Here is a 20406-nt window from a genome sequence, read left to right as displayed (position 1 = left end):
GGCGCTCAAGCGCTGCGGCGCCGTGCCCCGCCGCCTCGCTGCGTGCGCTTCTGGTCGAGGAAGTCGACCAGCACGTAGTCGCCGAGTGTCTCGGGGGTGGTGAAGAACGCCCGGCCCCGGTTGAGCTGGGTCATCTTCTCCACGAACGCCCGCAGGTAGCCGGTGGCGTCGAGCATGAACGTGTTGATGGTGATCCGCTCCTTGGTGCAGCGGACCACCTCTTCGAGGGTCAGCTGCACCGTCTCGGGCGCCGGCGGGTACGAGAAGAACGGCGAGCCGTCCTCCAGCAGGTGCGCGGTCGGCTCCCCGTCGGTGATCATGATCACCTGCTTGGTGCCGGTCTGGCGAGCCAGCAGCCGGCGGGCCAGCACCAGCGCGTGCTGCATGTTGGTCCCGTAGGTGTAGTCCCACGACACCTCCGGCAGGTCCTGGGGCCGCAGCTCCCGGGCCAGCTCCCCGAAGCCGATCAGGCCCAGGTAGTCCCGGGGGTACTGGGTGGTGATCAGCGAGTGGAGCGCCATGGCGGTCTTCTTGGCGGCCAGGAAGTTGTCTCGCATGGGCATCGACAGCGACAGGTCGACCAGCAGCACAGTCGAGGTCCGCGTCAGGGTCTCGGTGCGCTCCACCTCGAAGTCGTCTGGTTGCAGCCGGACCGGGGTCCCGCTGCCCGAGCGGCCGACCGCGTTGCGGACGGTCCGCTCGATCGACAGGTTGAACGGGTCGCCCCACTCGTAGGGCTTGGTCTCGTAGGTCCGCTCGTGACCGATGCCGATCCGCTCGACGCTGTGGCGGCCCATGCGGTCCTTGACCAGCCGGGAGAACAGGTCCGCCAGCGCGTTGCGCCCGATCTGGCGCAGACCGCGGGGGGTGAGCTCCAAGCGGCCTTCCCGCTGGTCGATCAGGCCGGCCTCGGTCAGCTGCTTGGTCATCCGGGCCAGCTGCTCCAGCGAGCGGGCCGCGTCGGGCCCGAGGAGCTGGCGGGCCCGGTCGATGTCGACGTCGGCCAGCGCGCCCGGGTTGGCGGCCTGCGACAGGAGGTTCTCCAGCGCGTCGAGGTCGCCCAGCTCGTTCATCATCGACGCGGCCTGCGAGAAGCCGAGAGGGTCCTGCCCTTGGAAGCCGCGGCCTCGGTCCCAGCCCATCTGCGGGAAGGCGTTGCGCAGGTTGGCGCCCAGGCGGTCGACCTGCCAGCGCAGGTCCATATCCTCCATCAACGCGTCGGACAGAGCCTGCAGCTGGGCCCGCTGCTCGGGCGACATCGACGCCAGCATCTGCGACATGGCCGCCATCTGCTGGGCCATCTGCTCCAGCAGCTCGTCGAGGGTCTGCGGCTCGCCGGGGAACATGTCGCCGTAGCTGTCCATGAACTCCGCGAACATCCGGTCGGTGTCGCGCCCGGCCTCCCTGGCCTCGAGCATGGCGTTTAGGTCGTTGAACATGTCCTTGGTGCGCTGCATCGCCTCGGGCGACACGTCGGACATGGCCTCCGACATCTGGTTGAACTGGCTCTGGAGCATCTCCTTGCGCAGCTCGTCCATGAGCTCCTCGAAGTGCTGCTGGGCCTGCGAGTTGGTCCAGTCGTACTCCTGAAGCGACCGGACCTGCCCGGCCAGGTCGGGGGGCAGCAGGTCGAGGTGCATGCGCCGCTCCATCGCGGCCTGCGACGCCACCTCCTGGCGGCGCTGGTCGCCCGAGTCGCGCGCCGCCTGCTCGAGCTGGTCGATGCCGGCCCGCTCCTCGTCGACGACCTCCCGCAACCGCCGGGCGATGTCCTCGTAGGCGCCGCCCAGGTCGTGGGTGTCGAGCAGCTCCTGGCGCCGCTCGCGTAGCCGCTCCAGCAGCTCGCGCATGCCGGCGATGCGCTCGTTGTTGCGGTCGGTGAACCCCCGCTGCAGCAGCCGGCGCAACGCCTGGTTGACGTCGCCGTGCTGCAGCAGCTCGTCGGTCAGCTCCTCGAAGACGTCGTCGGCACCGAAGTCGAAGCCGACCTGGGTGCCGTCCCAGCGCGAGTACGAGAAGCGAGGCATGGTCTCACGCTACGCCCCGCCGCGGCGCTTTCAGCGACGAGCGGCGCCAAAGAGGTGGGGAAAGGTCGCCCGGGTGGCGCAACGGGGCGTGGTGGGCCAGCATCACCGTCGTGCCCGAAGGCCACACCATCCACCGCATAGCCCGGGACCACACTCAGGCCTTCCAGGGTCACGCCCTCGGGGTCACCTCGCCGCAGGGGCGTTTCGCGAAAGGCGCGGCCCTCCTCGACGGGACCGTCCTCGAGGCGATCGAGGCGTGGGGCAAGCACCTCTTCTACCATTTCGCCGGCGAGCGGATCCTCCACGTCCATCTCGGCCTGTACGGCAAGTTCTGGCCGTTCGCGCCGCCCGCCCCCGAAACCCACCACCAGGTCCGGGTCCGCCTCACCGGCCCCGACGCCGGCTTCGACCTGACCGGCCCGACCGCGTGCGAGCTGCTCGAGCCGCCAGAGCGCGAAGCGATCGTCGCCCGCCTCGGCCCGGACCCGATCCGCACCGACGCGGACGGCGGCCGGGTCGTGGCGAAGCTGGCCCGCCGGCGGGGGCCGATCGGCGTCGCGGTGATGGACCAGTCGGTGGTCGCCGGGGTCGGCAACGTCTATCGCGCCGAGTCGCTGTTCGTGCACGGGATCCACCCGTCCCGCCCGGCCAACACCTTGGGCGCCGCGGAGTGGGACCCGCTTTGGGCGACGCTGGTGCGGTGGCTGCGCGCCGGGGTCGAGGAGCGCAGGATCGTCACCGTCGACCCCGACGACGCGTCGGTGCGCGACGGACGGACCCGCTACGTCTACAAGCAGGACAGCTGCGCCCGGTGCGGGACCGGGATCCGCCGCTGGGATCTGTCGGGGCGGTGGGCCTACGCGTGCGAGCGCTGCCAGCCGCCCTGGGCGGAGGGCTGAGGCCGGCTAGCGGGACCGGTACGTCGCCCGGGACCCCGCCGAGTCCTTGTTGAGCCGCTTGGAGAGGTGCAGGCCCTCGAGGATGAACTCGGCGGCGGCTGCGACCGCGGCCGGCGACTCGCTGCCGGCCAGGTCGGCCACCGCCTGGCGGAGGCTGGGCACCCCGACCAGGGCCTCCACGAAGCGGGCCGACGCGACGTCGTCGCCGGCGTGGATGACCACGCCCTCGTCGAACGCACCGACCGCGTCGCGGAGGCGCTCCATCGGGACGCGCTCTTTGAACACCGACAGCACCGCGCCTTTGATCAACCGTTCCACGACCTGGCCGTCGCGGCCCTCGTCGATGGTCTCGATCTCCACCTTGCCGGCGGTGGACGCAGCCAGGGAGTCCAGGTCGGAGATGCGCGGCACCGCCTCCGACTCGCCGAGACGCAGCGCCCTGCGGGCCGCGGACGCCATCAGCGTCTCGTAGTTGGCGACGCTGAGGCGGACCGACACGCCGGAGCGCTGGTTGATCTGGGAGCTCTGGCGGGCCAGGTGCGACAGCGTGGCCACGATCTCGGCCATGTACGGCGGCATGTCGATGCGCACGCCCAGGTTGTCGAGAGGGGTGGCCTCCTGATTGATGACCGCGATCTCGGTCTCGACGTCGAGCGGGTAGTGGGTGCGGATCTGCGCCCCGAAGCGGTCCTTGAGCGGCGTGATGATCCGCCCCCGGTTGGTGTAGTCCTCGGGGTTGGCCGACGCCACCAGCATCACGTCGAGGGGCAGGCGCAGCTTGTAGCCGCGGACCTGGACGTCGCGCTCCTCAAGCACGTTGAGCAGGCCGACTTGGATCCGCTCGGCCAGGTCGGGCAGCTCGTTGATGGCGAAGATGCCCCGGTTGGTGCGCGGCACCAGGCCGTAGTGCATGGTCAGCTCGTCGGAGAGGTAACGACCCTCGGCGACCTTGATCGGGTCGACCTCGCCGATCAAGTCGGCGATGGACGTGTCGGGCGTGGCCAGCTTCTCGCCGAAGCGGTCGTCGCGATGCACCCAGTCGATCGGGGTGTCCTCGCCCTTGTCGGCGATCAGGTCGCGGGCGTGGCGCGACACCGGATGGTAGGGGTCGTCGAGGATCTCCGAGCCGGCCACGATCGGCAGCCACTCGTCGAGCAGGCCGGTCAGGCTGCGGATCATCCGGGTCTTGGCCTGACCCCGCTCCCCGAGGAAGATGATGTCGTGGCCGGCGAGCAGCGCGTGCTCGACTTGGGGAAGGACCGTGTCCTCGTAGCCGAGGACGCCGGCGACCACCGGCTCACCGGCGGCGATGCGCGCGGCGGCGTTGCGCCGAACCTCCTCCTTGACCGGGACCGAGGTCCAGCCGGATTCACGCAGCTGGCCGAGGGTGGCGGGACGGGAGCTCATGGGTTCACGGTAGGGCGTCGGGAGCCGTAGTGGGACACCCCGCCCCGGGTCGGGTTGGAGCGCGAATGTCCGGTTTGCCCAGGTACCTGAAAAAAATCTGTGGGGCACCTTCTCCCGCCAGGCAGGAGAAGCGACACAATGGGTCGTACTAGCCAATCGCCCATCCGTACCCCTCTGCCGATACGAGGTCGTGATGCAGTCGGTCGCTGTTCCTGCAGGCTCGCTCAGCTCCCCTCTGGGGACCGAGGCCGACCTGGCGCGCGCCGCGGCACGCAACGATGCACACGCCTTCGCGGAGCTGTTCCACCGCCACGGGCAGAGCATGTGGCGCCTCGCTCAGGCGGTGACACCTGACCGCGACGCCGCGGCGTCCGCGGTCGGAGAGGGCTTCGTGCGGGTGCTGCGCTCGGTGCGCCGCCGCCAGACCAGCGCGTCCGACGCGCTGCGCCCCCTCCTGCTCGCCGCCACGTACCGCTCTGCGCTCGACCTGGCCCGGCGCCCGGAGCAGGCCCAGCGCGACCTGCAGGCAACCGCCGAGCACTTGCGCCGCGGGGAGGAGACGGCCGAGGCCGCGCTAGCCACGGCCGCGTTCCGCAGCCTCCCGGAGCGGTGGCGGGCCGCGGTGTGGCTGCGGGAGGTCGAAGGCCTCGAGCCCGAGGCGGTGGCGCCGGTCCTCGGGGTTTCCGCGGCGGTCGCGTCCCAGCTGACCGCCCGGGGCCGGCGCGGCCTGCTCGGGCGTTTCGAGCAGACCGCGATGGAGCCCCCCGCCCACCTCGACGCGGTGCTCCGTCCCCTCGCGGCCGCCATGCCGGCCTCGCTGGAGGAAACGGCTGCGGCGCGCTGGCACAAAGGCGTCGCCACCGACCCGGCCGGACGGTGGCTTCCGGCCGGGGCGTGGATGAGCGAGCGGGCGGCCCGGCCGCTCAGCATCGCCACCGCCGGGGTGCTGGCCATCGGGCTGATCGGCCTCGGCGTGCTCGGCCAGCACACCGGCATCCTCACCAGCAGCGCCCTGCACGCGACGGGTACCGTGCCGGGCAGCAACCCCGGTGTTACGACCACCAGCGGCGGGTCGGCGAGCGGGTACACCCCAAGCGGCGGGTACGGCGGCCTGATCGACAGCCCGATCAGCAACTTCCTGGCGTCGGCGGCCTACGGGCTCGACGGCACCACCCCGAGCGCCAGCACCGTGGCCTACGGCGCCGGCGGGTCCACTCCTACCGCCCCGACGGTCCCGACCAGCGGTGGCGGTGGCGTCTCCGGCCCGACGACACCCTCCTCCCCGTCCACCCCGGCGGCGCCCACCACGCCGACCACCACCGCGCCGTCCGCGCCGACCACCACCGTCCCCCCGGCACCGTCGACGACGCCGACCACCGTCCTGAGCCTGGGCCCGGTCGGGTCGGTCACCCAGACCACGGCGCCTTCGGGTGGGTCGACCACGTCGGTCAACTTGATCCAGCTTCCCGGTACCACCACCCCGGTGGCCTCGGTCAGCGTCGGGACCTGCACCGAGATCAACCTCCTCGGCATCGCGGTGCCTGTCAGCTGTCCCGCCGGGACCGCGCCCGGCACCGTCTTGCCGTCGTCGACCACCGCGACGCCGTCCTCGACGACCACCCCGACGACGGCCCCGTCGCTCACCTCGACGCTCAACAACACCCTGAACGGCCTGCTCGGCGGCCTGTAGCGGCCTGAGCCCACGAGGGCTCGGGGCGGCGGCGCTGTAGCCTTCAGCCGAGATGGACCTCGGAGGAAGCTGGCGGGCCGCGCCCGCAGACGATCTCGGCCGGCGCACCTTCCCCGACACTGATCTCGACGACAGCGGCTGGGCGGAGCTGCCCGTGCCCGGGCACTGGCGTTCGGTGCCGGCGTTTTGCGGCAGCGACGGGCCGCTGTTCTACCGACGTCGGTTCGAGGCGCCGGCACCCCCGCAAGGGCGCCGGGCGTGGCTGCGCTTCGACGGCGTCTTCTACCAAGGCGACGTCTGGCTCGACGGGAGCTACCTGGGCGACACGGAGGGGTACTTCTTCGCTCACACCTTCGAGGTGACCGAGGCGTTGCGGGACCGGGCGGAGCACACCCTGGCGGTGGAGGTGGCCTGCTCACCCCAAGACGACCGCACCGCCAAGCGCAACCTCACCGGGGTGTTCCAGCACTGGGACTGCATCGACCCGTCGTGGAACCCGGGCGGCATCTGGGCCGCGGTCCACGTCGAGGAGACCGGCCCGGTGCGCATCGCCGGGCTCAGGGTCCTGTGCCGGGAAGCCAGCGAGGAGCGCGCCGCGCTCGACATCGAGGTCGAGCTCGACGCGGCCGAGGCCGCGTCGGTGACCCTCACCACCGTCGTGCGCGACGACCGCGGCGAAGAGGCGGCCCGCCGCGTCGCCGACGAGGCGGTGGCTGCCGGCCCCAACCGGGCCCGCTGGCGGGTGGCGCTCGAGCGGCCCAAGTTGTGGTGGCCTCACGCCATGGGAGGGCAGCCCCTCTACGACGTCGAGGTGGCGGTGAGCCTCGACGGCGGGGCGGAGAGCGCGGCCGAAGGCGGGGAGCCCAGCCACAGCGTGAGCGTCCGCACCGGCCTGCGGCAGGTCCGGATGCGCAACTTCGTGGCCACCGTCAACGGCGAGCGGCTGTTCCTCAAGGGCGCCAACTACGGACCGACCCGCCGGGAGCTGGCCGAGGCCCCGGCCAACCGGATCGCCGGGGACATCGGCTTGGCGGTGGAAGCCGGGCTGGACCTCCTGCGGGTCCACGGCCACATCGGGCGCCCCGAGCTCTACGACGCCGCCGACCGCGCCGGCTTGTTGCTGTGGCAGGACCTGCCGTTGCAGTGGGGGTACGCCAACGTCCGCCGGCAGGCGGTCCGCCAGGCCAGGGAGGCGGTCTCCCTGCTCGGCCACCACCCTTCGATCATGGTGTGGTGCGGGCACAACGAACCGCTGGCGCTGGACCTGGCCCCCGACGGGGCGCTCAGCGGCCGTCAGATGGCCCGCTTCGCCGTCGGGCAGGCCCTGCCCAGCTGGAACAAGACCGCGTTGGACCGCTCGGTGCGCCGGGCGCTGGAGAAGGCCGACGCGTCCCGGCCGGTGATCGCCCACTCCGGTGTCCTCCCCCACCCGGCAGGGGGCACCGACACCCACCTGTACCACGGCTGGTACCAAGGCGACGTCCGCAACCTCCCCGCCGTTTTGGCCCGCCTCCCGGTCCTGGCCCGCTTCGTCGGGGAGTTCGGCGCGCAGGCGGTGCCCGACAGCGACGAGTGGCTGGACACCACGTCCTGGCCCGACTTGGACTGGGACCACCTCGTCCGCCACCACGGCCTGCAGAAGGCCATCTTCGACCGGCGGGTGCCCCCGGCGGCCTACCCCGACTTCGACGGCTGGCGGGCCGCGACCCAGGCCTACCAGGCGGAGGTGATCCGCTTCCACGTCGAGCACCTGCGCCGGCTTAAGTACCGGCCCGCCGGCGGGTTCTGCCAGTTCCTCCTCGCGGATGCCCAGCCCGGCGTGTCGTGGTCAGTGCTCGACCATCGCCGCAGCCCGAAGGCCGGGTTCGCGGCCCTGGCCGCGGCGTGCGCCCCGGTGATCGTCGTCGCCGACAGGCCCCGCGACGCCTACCAGCCCGGCGAGAAGCTCCGGCTGGCCGTCCACGTGGTCAGCGACCGGCGCAGCGCCCTCCCAGGCGCGTCCGTCACCGCCCGCCTGGAGTGGCCCGGCGGCGGCCGGACATGGCGCTTCGGTGGGGAGGTCGGCCCCGACAGCTGCGTGCGCGTCGGGCGCCTCGAAGCGCAGCTGCCGAAGACCCCCGGCCCGGTCAGCCTCGACCTGCGCCTGGAGTGGGACGGCGGGTCGGCGGACAACCGTTACACCGCCGTCATCGCCCCTCGGTGACCGGGCGAGTTGGGATGATCGCGCCCCCCGCACTTAATGTGCCGGGAGACCAGTGCCCATGGCCCCGCGCCCCGCTCGGCGCGGTGAAGGAGATGCGATGACCACAACGATGACAGCGCGCCCGTCGCTGTACACGACGACGATCGGCCGCAAGGTCTTGATGGCCGGAAGTGGCGCCTTCATCCTGCTGTGGGTCACCGCCCACATGCTCGGCAACTTGAAGGTGTGGCTCAACCGGCCGGAGTTCGACAGCTACGCCCATTTCCTGCGCCGGATGCTGTCGCCGCCGTTCCCGAACACCTGGGTGCTGTGGATCATCCGGATCCTGCTCATCGCCGCGTTCGCGGTGCACGTCTACTTCGCCATCACCCTCGGCCTGCGCAGCCGGGCGGCGCGGGTGTCGCGCTACGAGTACACCGACCACGTCCAGGCCGACCCGGCCGCGTTGACGATGCGCTGGGGCGGCCTGACCCTGGCCGCGTTCATCATCTTCCACCTGATGATGTTCACCTGGGGGTGGATCCACCCCGGCTACAGCTTCGACAAGGCCGATCCGTACCACAACGTGGTCGGCGCGTTCGGCGAGTGGTGGATGGTGGTCATCTACGCGGTGGCCCTCTTCGCCCTGGCCATGCACGTGTACCACGGCTTCTGGAGCGTGTTCCAGACCCTCGGGCTCAACAACCGGCGCTGGGACCGGGTCATCCGGGTGTGGGCGACCGGCGCCTCGGTGTTCATCTTCCTCGGCTTCATTTCCATTCCGATAGGCGTCGCAGCGGGGGCAATCTCTTAGTGGCGCGTCCGTCGCATTCGACACCGGCCGGCGTCCACCCGGCTCCTTTCCCGACCGCTTCCCTCACCTCCGGAGGTATCCGCCGATGACCATGGCGCCCGAGGCACCTCTCAACCCCTCCACCCGGTGGAAGGAGGGCGACCCGATCAGCATCCCCGTCCCCGACGGCCCGATCGCCGACCGGTGGGATCAGCACAAGTTCGAGATGAAGCTGGTCAACCCGGCCAACCGGCGCCGGTACAAGATCATCGTGGTCGGCACCGGCCTGGCCGGCGCGTCGGCGGCCGCCACCCTGGCCGAGGCGGGCTACCACGTGAGCTCGTTTTGCTACCAGGACTCGCCGCGGCGGGCTCACTCCATCGCGGCGCAAGGCGGCATCAACGCCGCCAAGAACTACAAGAACGACGGCGACAGCGTCTACCGGCTGTTCTACGACACCGTCAAGGGCGGCGACTACCGCTCCCGCGAGTCCAACGTGTACCGCCTGGCGCAGGTGTCGGTGAACATCATCGACCAGTGCGTCGCCCAGGGCGTGCCCTTCGCCCGGGAGTACGGCGGCCTGCTCGACAACCGGTCCTTCGGCGGGGCGCAGGTGTCTCGGACCTTCTACGCCCGGGGCCAGACCGGCCAGCAGCTGCTGCTCGGCGCCTACCAGGCCCTGTCGCGCCAGATCGGGCTCGGCAACGTCGACATGTACCCCCGCCACGAGATGCTCGACCTGGTCGTCATCGACGGTCACGCCCGCGGGGTCGTGGTACGCAACCTGGTGACCGGCGAGGTCCGCTCGCACGTGGCCGACGCGGTGGTCCTCGCCAGCGGCGGCTACGGCAACGTGTTCTACCTGTCGACCAACGCCAAGGGGTGCAACACCACCGCCACGTGGCGGGCGCATCGCCGCGGCGCCTGGTTCGCCAACCCTTGCTTCACCCAGATCCACCCGACCTGCATCCCGGTATCGGGCGACCACCAGTCCAAGCTCACCCTCATGAGCGAGTCGCTGCGAAACGACGGGCGGGTGTGGGTCCCCAAGCAGTCCGGCGACCCGCGCAGCCCCGACACCATCCCCGAGGACGAGCGGGACTACTTCCTCGAGCGCAAGTATCCGAGCTTCGGCAACCTGGTCCCCCGCGACGTCGCGTCCCGCAACGCCAAGGAGGTCTGCGACGAGGGCCGCGGCGTGGGCAAGACCGGGCGGGCGGTGTACCTGGACTTCGCCGACGCCATCAAGCGCCTGGGGCTCCCGGTTATCAAGGAGCGCTACGGCAACCTCTTCGACATGTACCAGCGCATCACCGACGAGAACCCCTACAAGGTTCCGATGCGGGTCTACCCGGCCATCCACTACACGATGGGCGGCTTGTGGGTCGACTACAACCTGATGAGCAACATCCCCGGCCTGTTCGTCATCGGCGAAGCCAACTTCTCCGATCAAGGCGCCAACCGGTTGGGCGCGTCCGCGCTGATGCAGGGCCTCGCCGACGGCTACTTCATCCTCCCTTACACGCTGCCGAACTACCTGGCCACCGAGAAGCTGGAGCCGGTGACCACCGAACACCCGCAGTTCAAGGTGTGCGAGTCGGACGTGGCCACAAGGACCGAGGAGCTGCTGGCCAAGAAGGGCACCAAGACCGTCGACGAGTTCCACCGCCAGATGGGTCTCATGGTGTGGGAGTACTGCGGGATGGCCCGCAACGACAATGGCCTGCACAAGCTGCTGGACGGCCTGCCGGCCATCCGGGCCGACTTCTGGGAGAACGTCAACGTCCCCGGTGACGGCGCCAGCCTCAACCAGTCGCTGGAGAAGGCCGGCCGGGTGTCGGACTTCCTCGAGATGGCCGAGCTGCTCGCCACCGACGCACTGCACCGAGAGGAGAGCTGCGGCGGTCACTTCCGGGAGGAGAGCCAGACCCCCGAAGGCGAGGCTCTGCGCGACGACGACCGCTTCGCCTACTCCGCGGCGTGGGAGTGGGGCGGCCCCAACGACACCCTGGAGCCGGTGCGCACCGGCCCGATCCCCGAGCCGGTGCTCCACAAGGAGCCGCTCGAGTTCGAGTACGTCCACCTGACCCAGCGGAGCTACAAGTGACTGTCATCGAGAACCCGCTCGCCAAACCGGGATCCGAGCCCCAGAGCGAGGGGACGATCCACATCACCCTCAAGGTGTGGCGCCAAGGCTCGGGCAGAGACGCCGGCAGGATCGAGACCATCGACGCCCCCGACATCGCCACGGACATGTCGTTCCTCGAGATGCTCGATGTGGTCAACGAGCGGCTGATCAAGACCGGCGGCGACCCGATCGCCTTCGACCACGACTGCCGCGAGGGCATCTGCGGGTCGTGCGGGATGATGATCAACGGCCGGGCCCACGGCCCGGAACAGGCCACCACCACCTGCCAGCTGCACATGCGCCACTTCAAAGACGGCGAGACGGTGTTCGTCGAACCGTGGCGGGCAGAGCCGTTCCCGGTGATCCGGGACCTGATCGTCGACCGCAGCGCGTTCGACAAGATCATCCAGGCCGGCGGCTACATCACCGCCCCGACCGGCACCGCGCCGGAGGCCAACAACCTGCCGGTCCCCAAGCCCGACGCCGACCAGGCGTTCGAGGCCGCCAACTGCATCGGCTGCGGGGCGTGCGTGGCCGCCTGCCCGAACGCCTCGGCGATGCTGTTCACCTCGGCCAAGATCACCCACCTGGGGTCGCTCCCCCAGGGCCAGGCCGAGCGCGACGCCCGGGTGATGTCGATGGTGGCCAAGCAAGACGAGCTCGGCTTCGGCACCTGCACCAACATCGGCGAGTGCTCTGCGTCGTGCCCGAAGGAGATCCCGATGGAGTCGATCGCCCGGATGAACCGCGACCTGCTGCGGGCCACCCGGCGCCGCCGGCGGCGGCCAGGCCAGTAGCCGGCGGTTTGGGTTGTTGCGGAGGGCGCCCTCGGGGCGCCCTCCGCCGCGTCCGGACGTCGGCGGGGGCGGGGTGACGGCGGGGGCGGGGTGGCGGCGGGGGCGGGGTGGGCGGGGTGGCGGCGGGATCGTGAGCGCCGGAGGCTCGGCCGACCGCTTCGAGAGCCAGTTGACCACGAAGCGCCGTGGAGAAGTGGCGCTCGAAGCGGGGGTCGGGGGCGGCGTGGCCCCGAAGCACGCCGATCACCGGCGCCGGCCCCCGTCGGCCGTTCGGGCTACAGATGCACTGTCCAGTTTGCGCCGTTCCTGGCGGCGTGTAACGCCGCGGTTACCGGCCAGCTTGCCGAGCGAGGCAGGAGACCGCCGACCGCACGCCGAAAGGCTTATGCGATGACTGATGTGCCCCTCCACGATGGGCCGTCCGACGTTGCGGCGTGGGTCGGGTCTTACGGCTTCGAACCCGACCCGGGGGAACGCCTAGAAGCCCTCGCTACCTCTGGGCGTGGTCCGTTCCGGGCCGCGGCCCGGGCCATGGTCGCTCTCGATGCGCACGTCGGGGGCTGGCGGCGCGCCGCCAAGCCGGACACAGCCGCGCCGGCCGCGACCGCTTCCGGTCAGGCGGCTCCCACCCCCGGGCCGGTGGCCCCCACCGCCGGTCCTAGCGCCGCCGGCGCGCCGTCCCAGGCGGCCGGGCGCCCTGAGGCTACTCAGCCCGCCCGCAGGTCACGCAGGACCCGCCCCCTGGTCTCACCGGCGCGGGCGTCCCAAAGAGTCGACTCTTCCGCTGAGGCTCCGGGGGGCGGCTCCCCCACCCGGCCGGCGGCCCCCGCTCCCCCGGCAGCCGCCAAGCGAGGCGGCGCCGCCAAGCCCGCAGCTGCCGCCAAGGAGGCTGTGGCCGTCAAGCCCGCTGCTGCGACCCGGCGCCTAGCCGCCAAGCCAGCAGCCGCAGCCAAGCCAGCAGCCGCAGCCAAGCCAGCAGCCGCGGCCAAACCAGCCGCCGAACCCCGAGCCGGCGCCCCCGAGCTGGCAGCCGCCGAGCCGGCAGCCGCCGAGCCAGCCAAGCCCACAGCAGCCAAGCCCACAGCAGCCAACCCCAAGCCAGCCAAGCCCACAGCGGCCAAGGCCGCCAAGCCAGACGCAGGGGCCAACCCGGCCCGCCGGCGCCGGCCGATCAGCGCGGCGTCCCGCCGGTCGCCGACGCCGTTCCCGTCGTCGTTGGCGGTGCTGGCCGACCGCCAGGGCGGCGGTGTCTGCGAGGACGACGCCTGGGAGCGTTGGGTGGCCAGCGGCGAGATCGACGGGCTCGAGCAGCTGAGCGCGGACCTCGATCGGGGGCCGGGCCGAGCGGAACGGGCCGAGGAGAACCTGCAGCGGGCCGCCCGCCGGCTGCGTACCGGCCCTCGCCGCCTTGCGGGCGTCCTGACCCGCAGCGGCGCCCCGGCCGGTCCCGCCGGCGACGCGATGCCCGAGCCCGCACCCGTGGCGGCCACCGCCGCCGACGGGGCCGCCGCCTCGCTTACAGACACGCTTGTAGTCGCGCTCACAGACACCTACACCGACGCATACCGAGACACCTGCGACGCCGCGGGCGACGCCGCTACCGGCGGCGTGCCGATGGGAGGCGAAGAGGCTCACAGCGGGCGCCGCTCCGGGCGGACGCTCGTCGGCGCCACCCTGGCCGGTGCCGGCCTGGCCCTCGGCCTGGTCGTCACCCTTCACCCCGCCGGCCCGCACCACCCCTCGACCAACTCCGCGCAGCCGGGCGCGGCGACGGTCGCGCCGGCGGTCGGGAGCGCCCCGGCTGACGGCGGCGCCACCGCGCTGTACCAGTCGGTCACGCCCTGACCTCCCCCGCCGCCGTCTCCGGGATGCCATAACCCCCGGATCGCTGCTATTCCTAGAGCAACATGAGCCGGTTCCTCTCCGCCCAATGGTTCGACGACCTCCGCCGCGCGCAGCCGGAGTCGGTGGGCCCTCCTACCATCACCCTGCAGCAGGTGGTCACCGGCACCCCTGACGGGGAGGTCCGCTACCAGGTGCTCGTCAGCGACGGTGGGGCGCGCATCGAGCGCGGTTCGGTGGCTCCGCCGGACATGACCTTCACCAGCGACTACGCGACCGCTTCGGCCGTGGCCAGCGGCCGGCTGTCGGTGCAGGCGGCCCTGAGCGCCGGGAAGATCCGGGTCGGGGGCGACACCGCCCGGATGGCGGCCAACCAGCCGCTCCTCGCCGGGATGGATCCGGTTCCGGAGGTGGTGCGAGCGGCCACGACATGGGACGATGGGAGCGATGGGAACGGCGGGGGATCACAGGGTGCTTGAGCCGGGCACCACGTCCGGGAGGCCATGACCGGTGACCGCGCGGCGCCCGCCCGGGTGGTACCGGGACCCTGATGACCCGACCCGGATGCGGCACTGGCACGGACGTGGTTGGTCGGGGCGTCACCGGTCGCTGCCCGCTTGGGCGCTGTCGGACACCGAGGTGGTGCCGGAGCCGTCCTGGGGCAACCTGCAAACCGCTCCGGGCGGGCCCGTGCTGGAAGGCCCGGTGCGCCCGATGCCCCTACCGGCCGGGACGCGCGGGTCGCTCGCCGAGCGGCGCAGGAGCGGGCGGCACCAGCGGCTGATCCGCCCCGCGGCCGGCGCCGGCGGGACGGTGAGACCGGGCGGCTACGGGACCGGCTCGGCGTTCGAGACGGCGCCGTGGGTGCCCGGCCGCCGGCCGCTGATCGTGTTCTGCGCGCTGGTGGTGGGCGCGGTTTTGATGATGGCGGCGACGGTCGTCGGGGTCAACCGCAGCACCGGGATCGTCAGCAGCGCGGCGGGGCGCGACGCCGGCTTCGTGGCCCGGGCCACGTCGATCTGCCAGGCCGGTCTCGGCCCGCTGCGGACGCCGGCGACGACGGCCATGACCACCCCCGGCGACACCAGCGCCGTGGCGGGCGAAGCGCAGCGCTCATCGGCCGCGGTCGCCTTGGTGCAGCAGCAGCTGCGGTCGGTGCCGGTCGCTCCGGCCGCGGCGCCGGCGGTCGGTGACTGGTTGGACACGCTCGGCCGTTACGCCACCGACGAGTCCCAGCTGGCCGCCGCCCTCGCCGCGGGAGGGACCACGGGCGCCAAGCCCGCCGCGCCGGGCGCCACCGGACGGCAGGTTTCCACCGTCGCGGGCCCCACCGCCGCCGAACAGGCCGCCATCCGGGTCCGAGCCGACGTCGTCCAAGCGGACATCTTCGCCGGGACGAACGCGCTCAGCGCCTGCAGCCTGGCGCCTTCGGGCAAGGGCGCGGCGTACGTGCCGATCCCCTGAGCGGGGCTACTCCGTCTCGGAGGTGCCCCCGGCCCGCCAGTAGAAGCCTTCCCGGCGGGCCATGAACCCCTCGTCGACGAGGAACCGGCGCAGCGCGGCGTGGTCTGGATGGTAACGCTCGAGGGTCCGGGTGACCTCCGCTTCGCTGTACACCTTGCCCGGCTCGAACTTCTGGCTCAGCCAGTCGAGCACCGCCAGGCGCTTCTGGCGCTGAGCGGGGACCGAACGCAGCCGCCCGTTGTGCAGGTAGGCGCGCAGCACCGCAGCCTGCTGCGGGCTGGTGGCCTCCTGGCCCGGGTCGGGGACGACCTGCAGAGCGGAACCGAGCCGGGCGGACGCGCCGAGCGAGTCCAACGCGACCCGCCACCCGAGCTCGCCGTCGAGGGTCACGACGCCGGCCTCCGCCAGCCGGGCCAGCGCCCGGCGGGTCTCCGCCGGCGACACCGCGGCGCGCGCCGCTACCGTCTCCGCGCCGAGCGGCCCGTCGAGGACCACCGCGGCGAGGACCCGGAGGCGGGTTTCGGATGCGATTGCGGCCAGCACCCGGCCCGGGTGGACCGGGCCGCTGGGGGCTCCCGCGGGAGGCGGGGGCCGGTCGCTCACGGGCCTGGCTCCTCCCCGAGCTCCCGCAGGGCGTCGGCCAGCGCCACCCGCAGCCGGCGGGCGGTGACCGGCGCCAGGTGGGCGACGGTGCCGTACCCGGCCCGCCCGGCCTCCTCGACGGTCAGCACCACCCGCAGGTCGTTGCAGGCGTCGCAGTCGTCGGAGAGCCCCACCGCCCAGCTCGCCGGCGGCCGCTCGTCGTCGTCGGCGGGGTGGTCGTCGAGGTGATCGTCGATCGAGCGGCGCACGCAATCACCCTAGAACCGGACGCCGTCGCCCATCGCCGCCGCCAGGCAGACAACGCCCGAGCCGGGGAGATACGCTCGGCAAACGCTTCGAGGGAGGTACCACAGGTGCAGCTGGCAGAGGTGATCGACGACGGTTTCCTGGCGAAGTACAGGAGCTTGCTGGACGCCGAGGATGCGGCGTTCGACGAGCTCGAGCACGCCTGCGAGGACGGTGACCGAGCTGTTTTCGAGGCCGACCTCAAGGTCTGGCGAGAGGCGGTCGAGCGCAAGCTGAACTACCTGCACCGCCTCGGTGTGGTGCTCCCGCCCGGTATCGCCGTCTAGGCGTTCGAGGTTGAGAAATGAGGCGGGCGTGGCCACCGAGTCGGTGGCCACGCCCGCCGTGTTTTCTCCGACCGGTTACTTGATGAGGCCGAGCTGGCGAACCGCGTCACGCTCCTCGCCGAGCTCGGCGGCCGAGGCGTCGATCCGGCCCCGGGAGAACTCGTCGAGGTCCAGGCCGCCGACGATCGAGTAGGCGCCGTCCTTGGTGGTGACGGGGAAGGAGGAGATGAGGCCCTCGGGGATGCCGTAGCTGCCGTCGGAGGGGATGGCCATCGACACCCAGTCGTCGGCGGGTGTGCCAGCGACCCAGTCGCGGACGTGGTCGATGGCGGCGCTGGCCGCGGACGCCGCGCTCGACGCGCCGCGGGCTTCGATGATCGCCGCGCCGCGCTTTTGGACGGTCGGGATGAAGTCCTTCTCGATCCACGCCTCGTCGTTGATGACCTCGGCGGCCGGCTTGCCGCCGATGCGGGCCCGGTAGACGTCGGGGTACTGGGTCGCCGAGTGGTTGCCCCAGATGGTCATGTGGGAGATGTCGGAGACCGGGACGCCGGACTTGGCGGAAAGCTGGGCGAGGGCCCGGTTGTGGTCGAGGCGGGTCATGGCCGTGAACCGCTCGGCGGGGATGTTCGGCGCCGACTGCTGGGCGATGAGGGCGTTGGTGTTGGCCGGGTTGCCGACGACGAGGACCTTGATGTCGGAGGCCGCGTTGTCGGAGAGGGCCTTGCCCTGCACGGTGAAGATGGCGCCGTTGGCCTGCAGCAGGTCGGCGCGCTCCATGCCCTTGGTGCGGGGCCGGGACCCGACGAGCAGCGCGATGTTGGCGTCGCCGAACGCGACGTTGGGGTCGTCGCTGGTCGTGATGCCCGACACGAGCGGGAACGCGCAGTCGTTCAGCTCCATTACCACCCCCTCGAGGGCGCCCAGCGCCGGTGTGATCTCGAGCAGCTGCAGGATGACCGGCTGGTCCGGTCCGAGCAGCTGCCCGCTGGCGATGCGGAACAGCAGGCTGTAGCCGATCTGGCCAGCGGCTCCGGTCACAGCGACACGGACGGGGGATGCGGGCATCGAATGCCTCCTCGGGAGCTAAGGGGAGCTGGGTTCTGCACGGCCGGCGGCGGGCGCCGGCCGCAGCCGCTGCATACCCCGGGCCGGCGACGGGCACGCCCGCGGGCCGGGGGACGAGCGGTCCGGGCCCGAGCGTAGGCCGCTGCCTCCGCGGTCGGCCAAGCGGGCCGCTCAGGCGCTCGGGGCGCGCTGCTCGAGGTAGCGGGGGTTGGCGACCGCCAGTCGGTCGGTCACCTCCGTCTCGATGGCGGCGCGCACTTGGGCGTCCTTGCCGGGTTCGAGCGCCCCGGAGCGGATCGCGGAGGCCAGCGCGGCGTCGTCGGGGTAGCCGAGCGCGGCGAGCCGCGCGTCGTTCGCCGCGGACTGGGACGGGCCGAGGGCCAGTTCCCGTACGACGGTGCGCAAGACGTTGGTGGCCACCCGGACGTGGAAGCGGTGCTCCTCCCCTACCCTCGGGCCGATGTCGCCCTCCAGCCACTCGGCGACCGCGTCGAGCAGCTCGCCGGCGGTGGGCCGGCCGTGCAGGCCGCCGGTGGGGTCGGGCTGGGCGGCGGGGTCGGGCTGGGCGGTGGGGGCCGGCCGGGGCCGGCGGCCGGGGTCGGGCGTGGATGCAGGGGACGGCAGCAGCCCGAGGAGGTCCCACTCGCTCTCGCAGACCCGACGGCCGATGGCGGCCAGCTCCATCGAACGCGACGCGCCTGAGAGGTGGCGGCGGGCCTGGCGCATGCAGATGACGCCCCACGACAGGGCAGCGAAGGTCTCCCACCATCGTGCGGCGGCCGGGTCGACCGGGTCGCCGCCGGCGGCCTGGTAGGCGGCGTAGAGCTCGTCGCGCTGCCCCATCCCGCCGACGGGTAGCGCCTCGCCGAAGCGCCACGCGATGCTGCACAGCCAGCCCAGGTCCTCGAGCGGGTCCCCGAGGTGGGCCAGTTCCCAGTCGAGCACGGCGCGCACACCGTCGGGACCGACGATCAAGTTGCCGAGGCGGAAGTCGCCGTGCACCAGGGCGACCGCGCCGGGCGCCGGTCGGTGCTCGACCAGCCAGGCGTACGCCAGCTCGAACGCCGGGCGGGGTTCGCCGGTCTCGTCGAGGGAGCGGCGCAGGGCGTCGAGCGGGTCGGGGGCGGGGAGGTCGAGGCCGTCGACCTCGGCGCGGTGCACCGCGGCCAGGATCCGGCCGCAGTCGGCCGCGAAGCGGGCTCTGGCGCCGGCCAGCGCCGGGTCGCGCAGGATGCGCCGCGGCAGGGTCTCGCCGTCGATCCGGGCGGACAGGAGGGCGGGGGCTGCGAGCACGTCCCCGCTTGGATCGGCCCACACGACGGGCGGCACCGGCGCTCCGGCTGCCGCGGCTCGCTGCAGTACCGCGGCTTGGCCGGCGACGCCGAGGAACCTGGGCGTCGCTGTGGCCTCCCCGTCGGGGCTGGCGGGGGTGTCGGCGTCGATCTGCAGGATCAGCCGCTCCGGGCGGCCCTCGACGGTGGCGTCCAGCGCCACCGTGAGGCGCGAAGCCCCCGCCGACAGCCGGACGTGGCGGTCGAGGGTGGCGCGCCGTCCCGGGAACGCCCTGGCGAGCATCTCCTGCAGCGCGGCGTCGTCGAGCGGGGTGCTCACTGCGCGGCGACGCCCTTCGCGGTGCCGCGGCTCATGTACCCGAAGAGGTAGCCGGCCACCCGGCGCATCTGGATCTCCTCCGCGCCCTCGGTGATCCGGTAGCGGCGGTGGTGGCGGTAGATGTGCTCGAAGGGAGTGTGGCGGGAGTAGCCCATCCCGCCGTGGACCTGCATCGCGCGGTCGGCGGCCTCGCAGCACAGCCGGTTGGCCCACAGGTTGCACATCGATACGTACTCGGACTGCGAGAACGTGCCGTAGGTGTCCATCCCCCACGCGGTCCGCCGGATCAGCGCCTGGAGCATCTCGCACTGGGTGTGCAGCTCGACGAGGGGGAACTGGATCGCCTGGTTGCTGGCCAGCGGCTTGCCGAACGGGGCCCGGGCCTTGGCGTACTCGACCGACCGGGCGATGCAGTAGCGGGCGGCACCGAGCGAGGACGCCGCCTGACGGATGCGGTTCTCGTTGAAGAAGTGCTGCACCACCTGCAGCCCCTTGCCGACCCCTCCGAACACCGCCGAGTCGGGTACCCGGACGTCGCGCAGGGTGACATGCGCGTGGTCGGTGGGCATGTTGAAGGTCCACAGGTACTCGTCGACGGTGAACCCGTCGGTGCCCATCGGCACGAGGAAGCAGGTGATGCCGTCGCCGTCTCCCGCGTCGCCCGACGTCCGGGCGAAGATCAAGTCGGCCTCGGCGACGTGCACGCCGGTGTTCCACGTCTTCTCTCCGTTGATGACCCACTCGTCGCCGTCGCGCACCGCGGTGGTCTCCATGTGGGTGGCGTCGGAGCCGTGCGCCGGTTCGGTGATCCCGAACGCGAAGGCCCGCTCCCCGGCGAGCATGCCCTCGAGCCATTCCTTCTTCTGGGCGTCCGAGCCGTAGGCCAGCATCAGCAGCACCCCGACGTTGTTGCCGACGATGGAGTGCTCGTTTTGCAAGTCGTTGTGCAACCCGAGCCCCTTGGCGGCCAGGTGCTCGCGGATGACGGCCATCCCCAGGTTGGTGCCGTTCTTGCCGCCGTACTCCTCGGCCAGCGGGTAGCGGTAGTGGCCGGCGGCGTCGGCCCGGCGGCGGGCCTCGCCGAGCAGCGCCTCCCAGTCGCGGCTCGGAAGGCCGCCTCGGTCCCAGTCCGTGCGGGCGTCCTCGCGGCGGTGGTCGAAGAACCGGATGTTGTCGTCGGCCTGCTCGAGGGGGCGGATCTCCCGCTCGATGAACTCGTCGAGCTCGTGCAGGTAAGCCTGCAGCTCGCCGGGTAGCTCCATGTCCACGGTCGTCCTCCCCTCCGGCGTCACCAGCGACGCCGGATCGACATGCTGCCACGCA

17 protein-coding genes are annotated in these 20406 nt (G+C 72.2%); 10 read left to right on the top strand and 7 right to left on the bottom strand.

Annotated features, from left to right (window positions below):
- Positions 1-5 precede the first annotated feature (5 nt).
- On the bottom strand, positions 6-2027 hold the full coding sequence (locus K6U06_RS11930; RefSeq protein WP_262322160.1) for a VWA domain-containing protein: 2022 nt from the start codon (positions 2025-2027) through the stop codon (positions 6-8).
- A 110-nt stretch (positions 2028-2137) separates the two neighbouring features.
- Here K6U06_RS11930 and K6U06_RS11925 point away from each other — a divergent pair, with 110 nt between their 5' ends.
- Positions 2138-2926, top strand: a complete 789-nt coding sequence (locus K6U06_RS11925; RefSeq protein WP_262322159.1) for an Fpg/Nei family DNA glycosylase — start codon at positions 2138-2140, stop codon at positions 2924-2926.
- 6 nt (positions 2927-2932) lie between these two features.
- On the opposite strand, the gene K6U06_RS11920 is transcribed toward K6U06_RS11925, so the two are convergent.
- Positions 2933-4333 (bottom strand): sigma 54-interacting transcriptional regulator, encoded by a 1401-nt coding sequence (locus K6U06_RS11920; protein ID WP_262322158.1) that lies wholly within the window; start codon positions 4331-4333, stop codon positions 2933-2935.
- Positions 4334-4526: 193 nt separating this feature from the next.
- On the opposite strand from K6U06_RS11920, the gene K6U06_RS11915 reads away from it, so the two are divergent.
- The 8 genes from K6U06_RS11915 (at position 4527) to K6U06_RS11880 (ending at position 15229) form a co-directional block, all read left to right on the top strand.
- Positions 4527-6023, top strand: a complete 1497-nt coding sequence (locus K6U06_RS11915; RefSeq protein ID WP_262322157.1) for a sigma-70 family RNA polymerase sigma factor — start codon at positions 4527-4529, stop codon at positions 6021-6023.
- A gap of 52 nt (positions 6024-6075) precedes the next feature.
- Complete coding sequence (locus K6U06_RS11910; protein WP_262322156.1) at positions 6076-8226, top strand: glycoside hydrolase family 2 protein; 2151 nt, start codon at positions 6076-6078, stop codon at positions 8224-8226.
- A gap of 97 nt (positions 8227-8323) precedes the next feature.
- Positions 8324-9019: a succinate dehydrogenase cytochrome b subunit gene (locus K6U06_RS11905; RefSeq protein ID WP_262322155.1), complete on the top strand. Its 696-nt coding sequence runs from the start codon at positions 8324-8326 to the stop codon at positions 9017-9019.
- A gap of 85 nt (positions 9020-9104) precedes the next feature.
- The gene (locus tag K6U06_RS11900) at positions 9105-11105 is read left to right on the top strand and encodes a fumarate reductase/succinate dehydrogenase flavoprotein subunit (RefSeq protein ID WP_262322154.1); all 2001 of its coding nucleotides are present in this window, start codon (positions 9105-9107) and stop codon (positions 11103-11105) included.
- Between the two features lie 56 nt (positions 11106-11161).
- Positions 11162-11923 carry a succinate dehydrogenase/fumarate reductase iron-sulfur subunit gene (locus tag K6U06_RS11895; RefSeq protein WP_410051036.1) on the top strand — a complete coding sequence of 254 codons (762 nt, stop codon included), beginning with the start codon at positions 11162-11164 and terminating at the stop codon, positions 11921-11923.
- Between the two features lie 390 nt (positions 11924-12313).
- On the top strand, positions 12314-13768 hold the full coding sequence (locus tag K6U06_RS11890; RefSeq protein ID WP_262322152.1) for a hypothetical protein: 1455 nt from the start codon (positions 12314-12316) through the stop codon (positions 13766-13768).
- Positions 13769-13830: 62 nt separating this feature from the next.
- Complete coding sequence (locus tag K6U06_RS11885; RefSeq protein WP_262322151.1) at positions 13831-14244, top strand: SCP2 sterol-binding domain-containing protein; 414 nt, start codon at positions 13831-13833, stop codon at positions 14242-14244.
- Positions 14245-14275: 31 nt separating this feature from the next.
- A complete protein-coding gene (locus K6U06_RS11880; RefSeq protein ID WP_262322150.1) occupies positions 14276-15229 on the top strand; it encodes a hypothetical protein in 954 nt (317 codons plus the stop codon).
- 6 nt (positions 15230-15235) lie between these two features.
- On the opposite strand, the gene K6U06_RS11875 is transcribed toward K6U06_RS11880, so the two are convergent.
- Positions 15236-15832: a DUF2087 domain-containing protein gene (locus K6U06_RS11875; RefSeq protein ID WP_262322149.1), complete on the bottom strand. Its 597-nt coding sequence runs from the start codon at positions 15830-15832 to the stop codon at positions 15236-15238.
- A complete protein-coding gene (locus K6U06_RS11870; protein WP_262322148.1) occupies positions 15829-16080 on the bottom strand; it encodes a hypothetical protein in 252 nt (83 codons plus the stop codon). The genes K6U06_RS11875 and K6U06_RS11870 overlap by 4 nt, the downstream gene beginning before the upstream one ends.
- A 105-nt stretch (positions 16081-16185) precedes the next feature.
- Here K6U06_RS11870 and K6U06_RS11865 point away from each other — a divergent pair, with 105 nt between their 5' ends.
- Positions 16186-16404, top strand: a complete 219-nt coding sequence (locus tag K6U06_RS11865; protein WP_262322147.1) for a hypothetical protein — start codon at positions 16186-16188, stop codon at positions 16402-16404.
- A 75-nt stretch (positions 16405-16479) separates the two neighbouring features.
- Here the strand turns inward: K6U06_RS11865 and K6U06_RS11860 are convergent, their stop codons facing one another.
- From K6U06_RS11860 to K6U06_RS11850, 3 genes are all read right to left on the bottom strand, one after another.
- Positions 16480-17472 carry a malate dehydrogenase gene (locus K6U06_RS11860; protein ID WP_262322146.1) on the bottom strand — a complete coding sequence of 331 codons (993 nt, stop codon included), beginning with the start codon at positions 17470-17472 and terminating at the stop codon, positions 16480-16482.
- Positions 17473-17643: 171 nt separating this feature from the next.
- Entirely contained in the window at positions 17644-19083 is a 1440-nt protein-coding gene (locus tag K6U06_RS11855; RefSeq protein WP_262322145.1) for a phosphotransferase family protein, read from the bottom strand.
- Complete coding sequence (locus tag K6U06_RS11850; protein WP_410051030.1) at positions 19080-20351, bottom strand: acyl-CoA dehydrogenase family protein; 1272 nt, start codon at positions 20349-20351, stop codon at positions 19080-19082. The genes K6U06_RS11855 and K6U06_RS11850 overlap by 4 nt, the downstream gene beginning before the upstream one ends.
- Positions 20352-20406 lie beyond the last annotated feature (55 nt).

Source organism: Acidiferrimicrobium sp. IK (assembly GCF_025499425.1).
Classification (GTDB): domain Bacteria; phylum Actinomycetota; class Acidimicrobiia; order Acidimicrobiales; family Palsa-688; genus Acidiferrimicrobium.
Note: the sequence above shows the minus strand (reverse complement) of the source record. Positions and strands in the feature narration are given on the sequence as shown.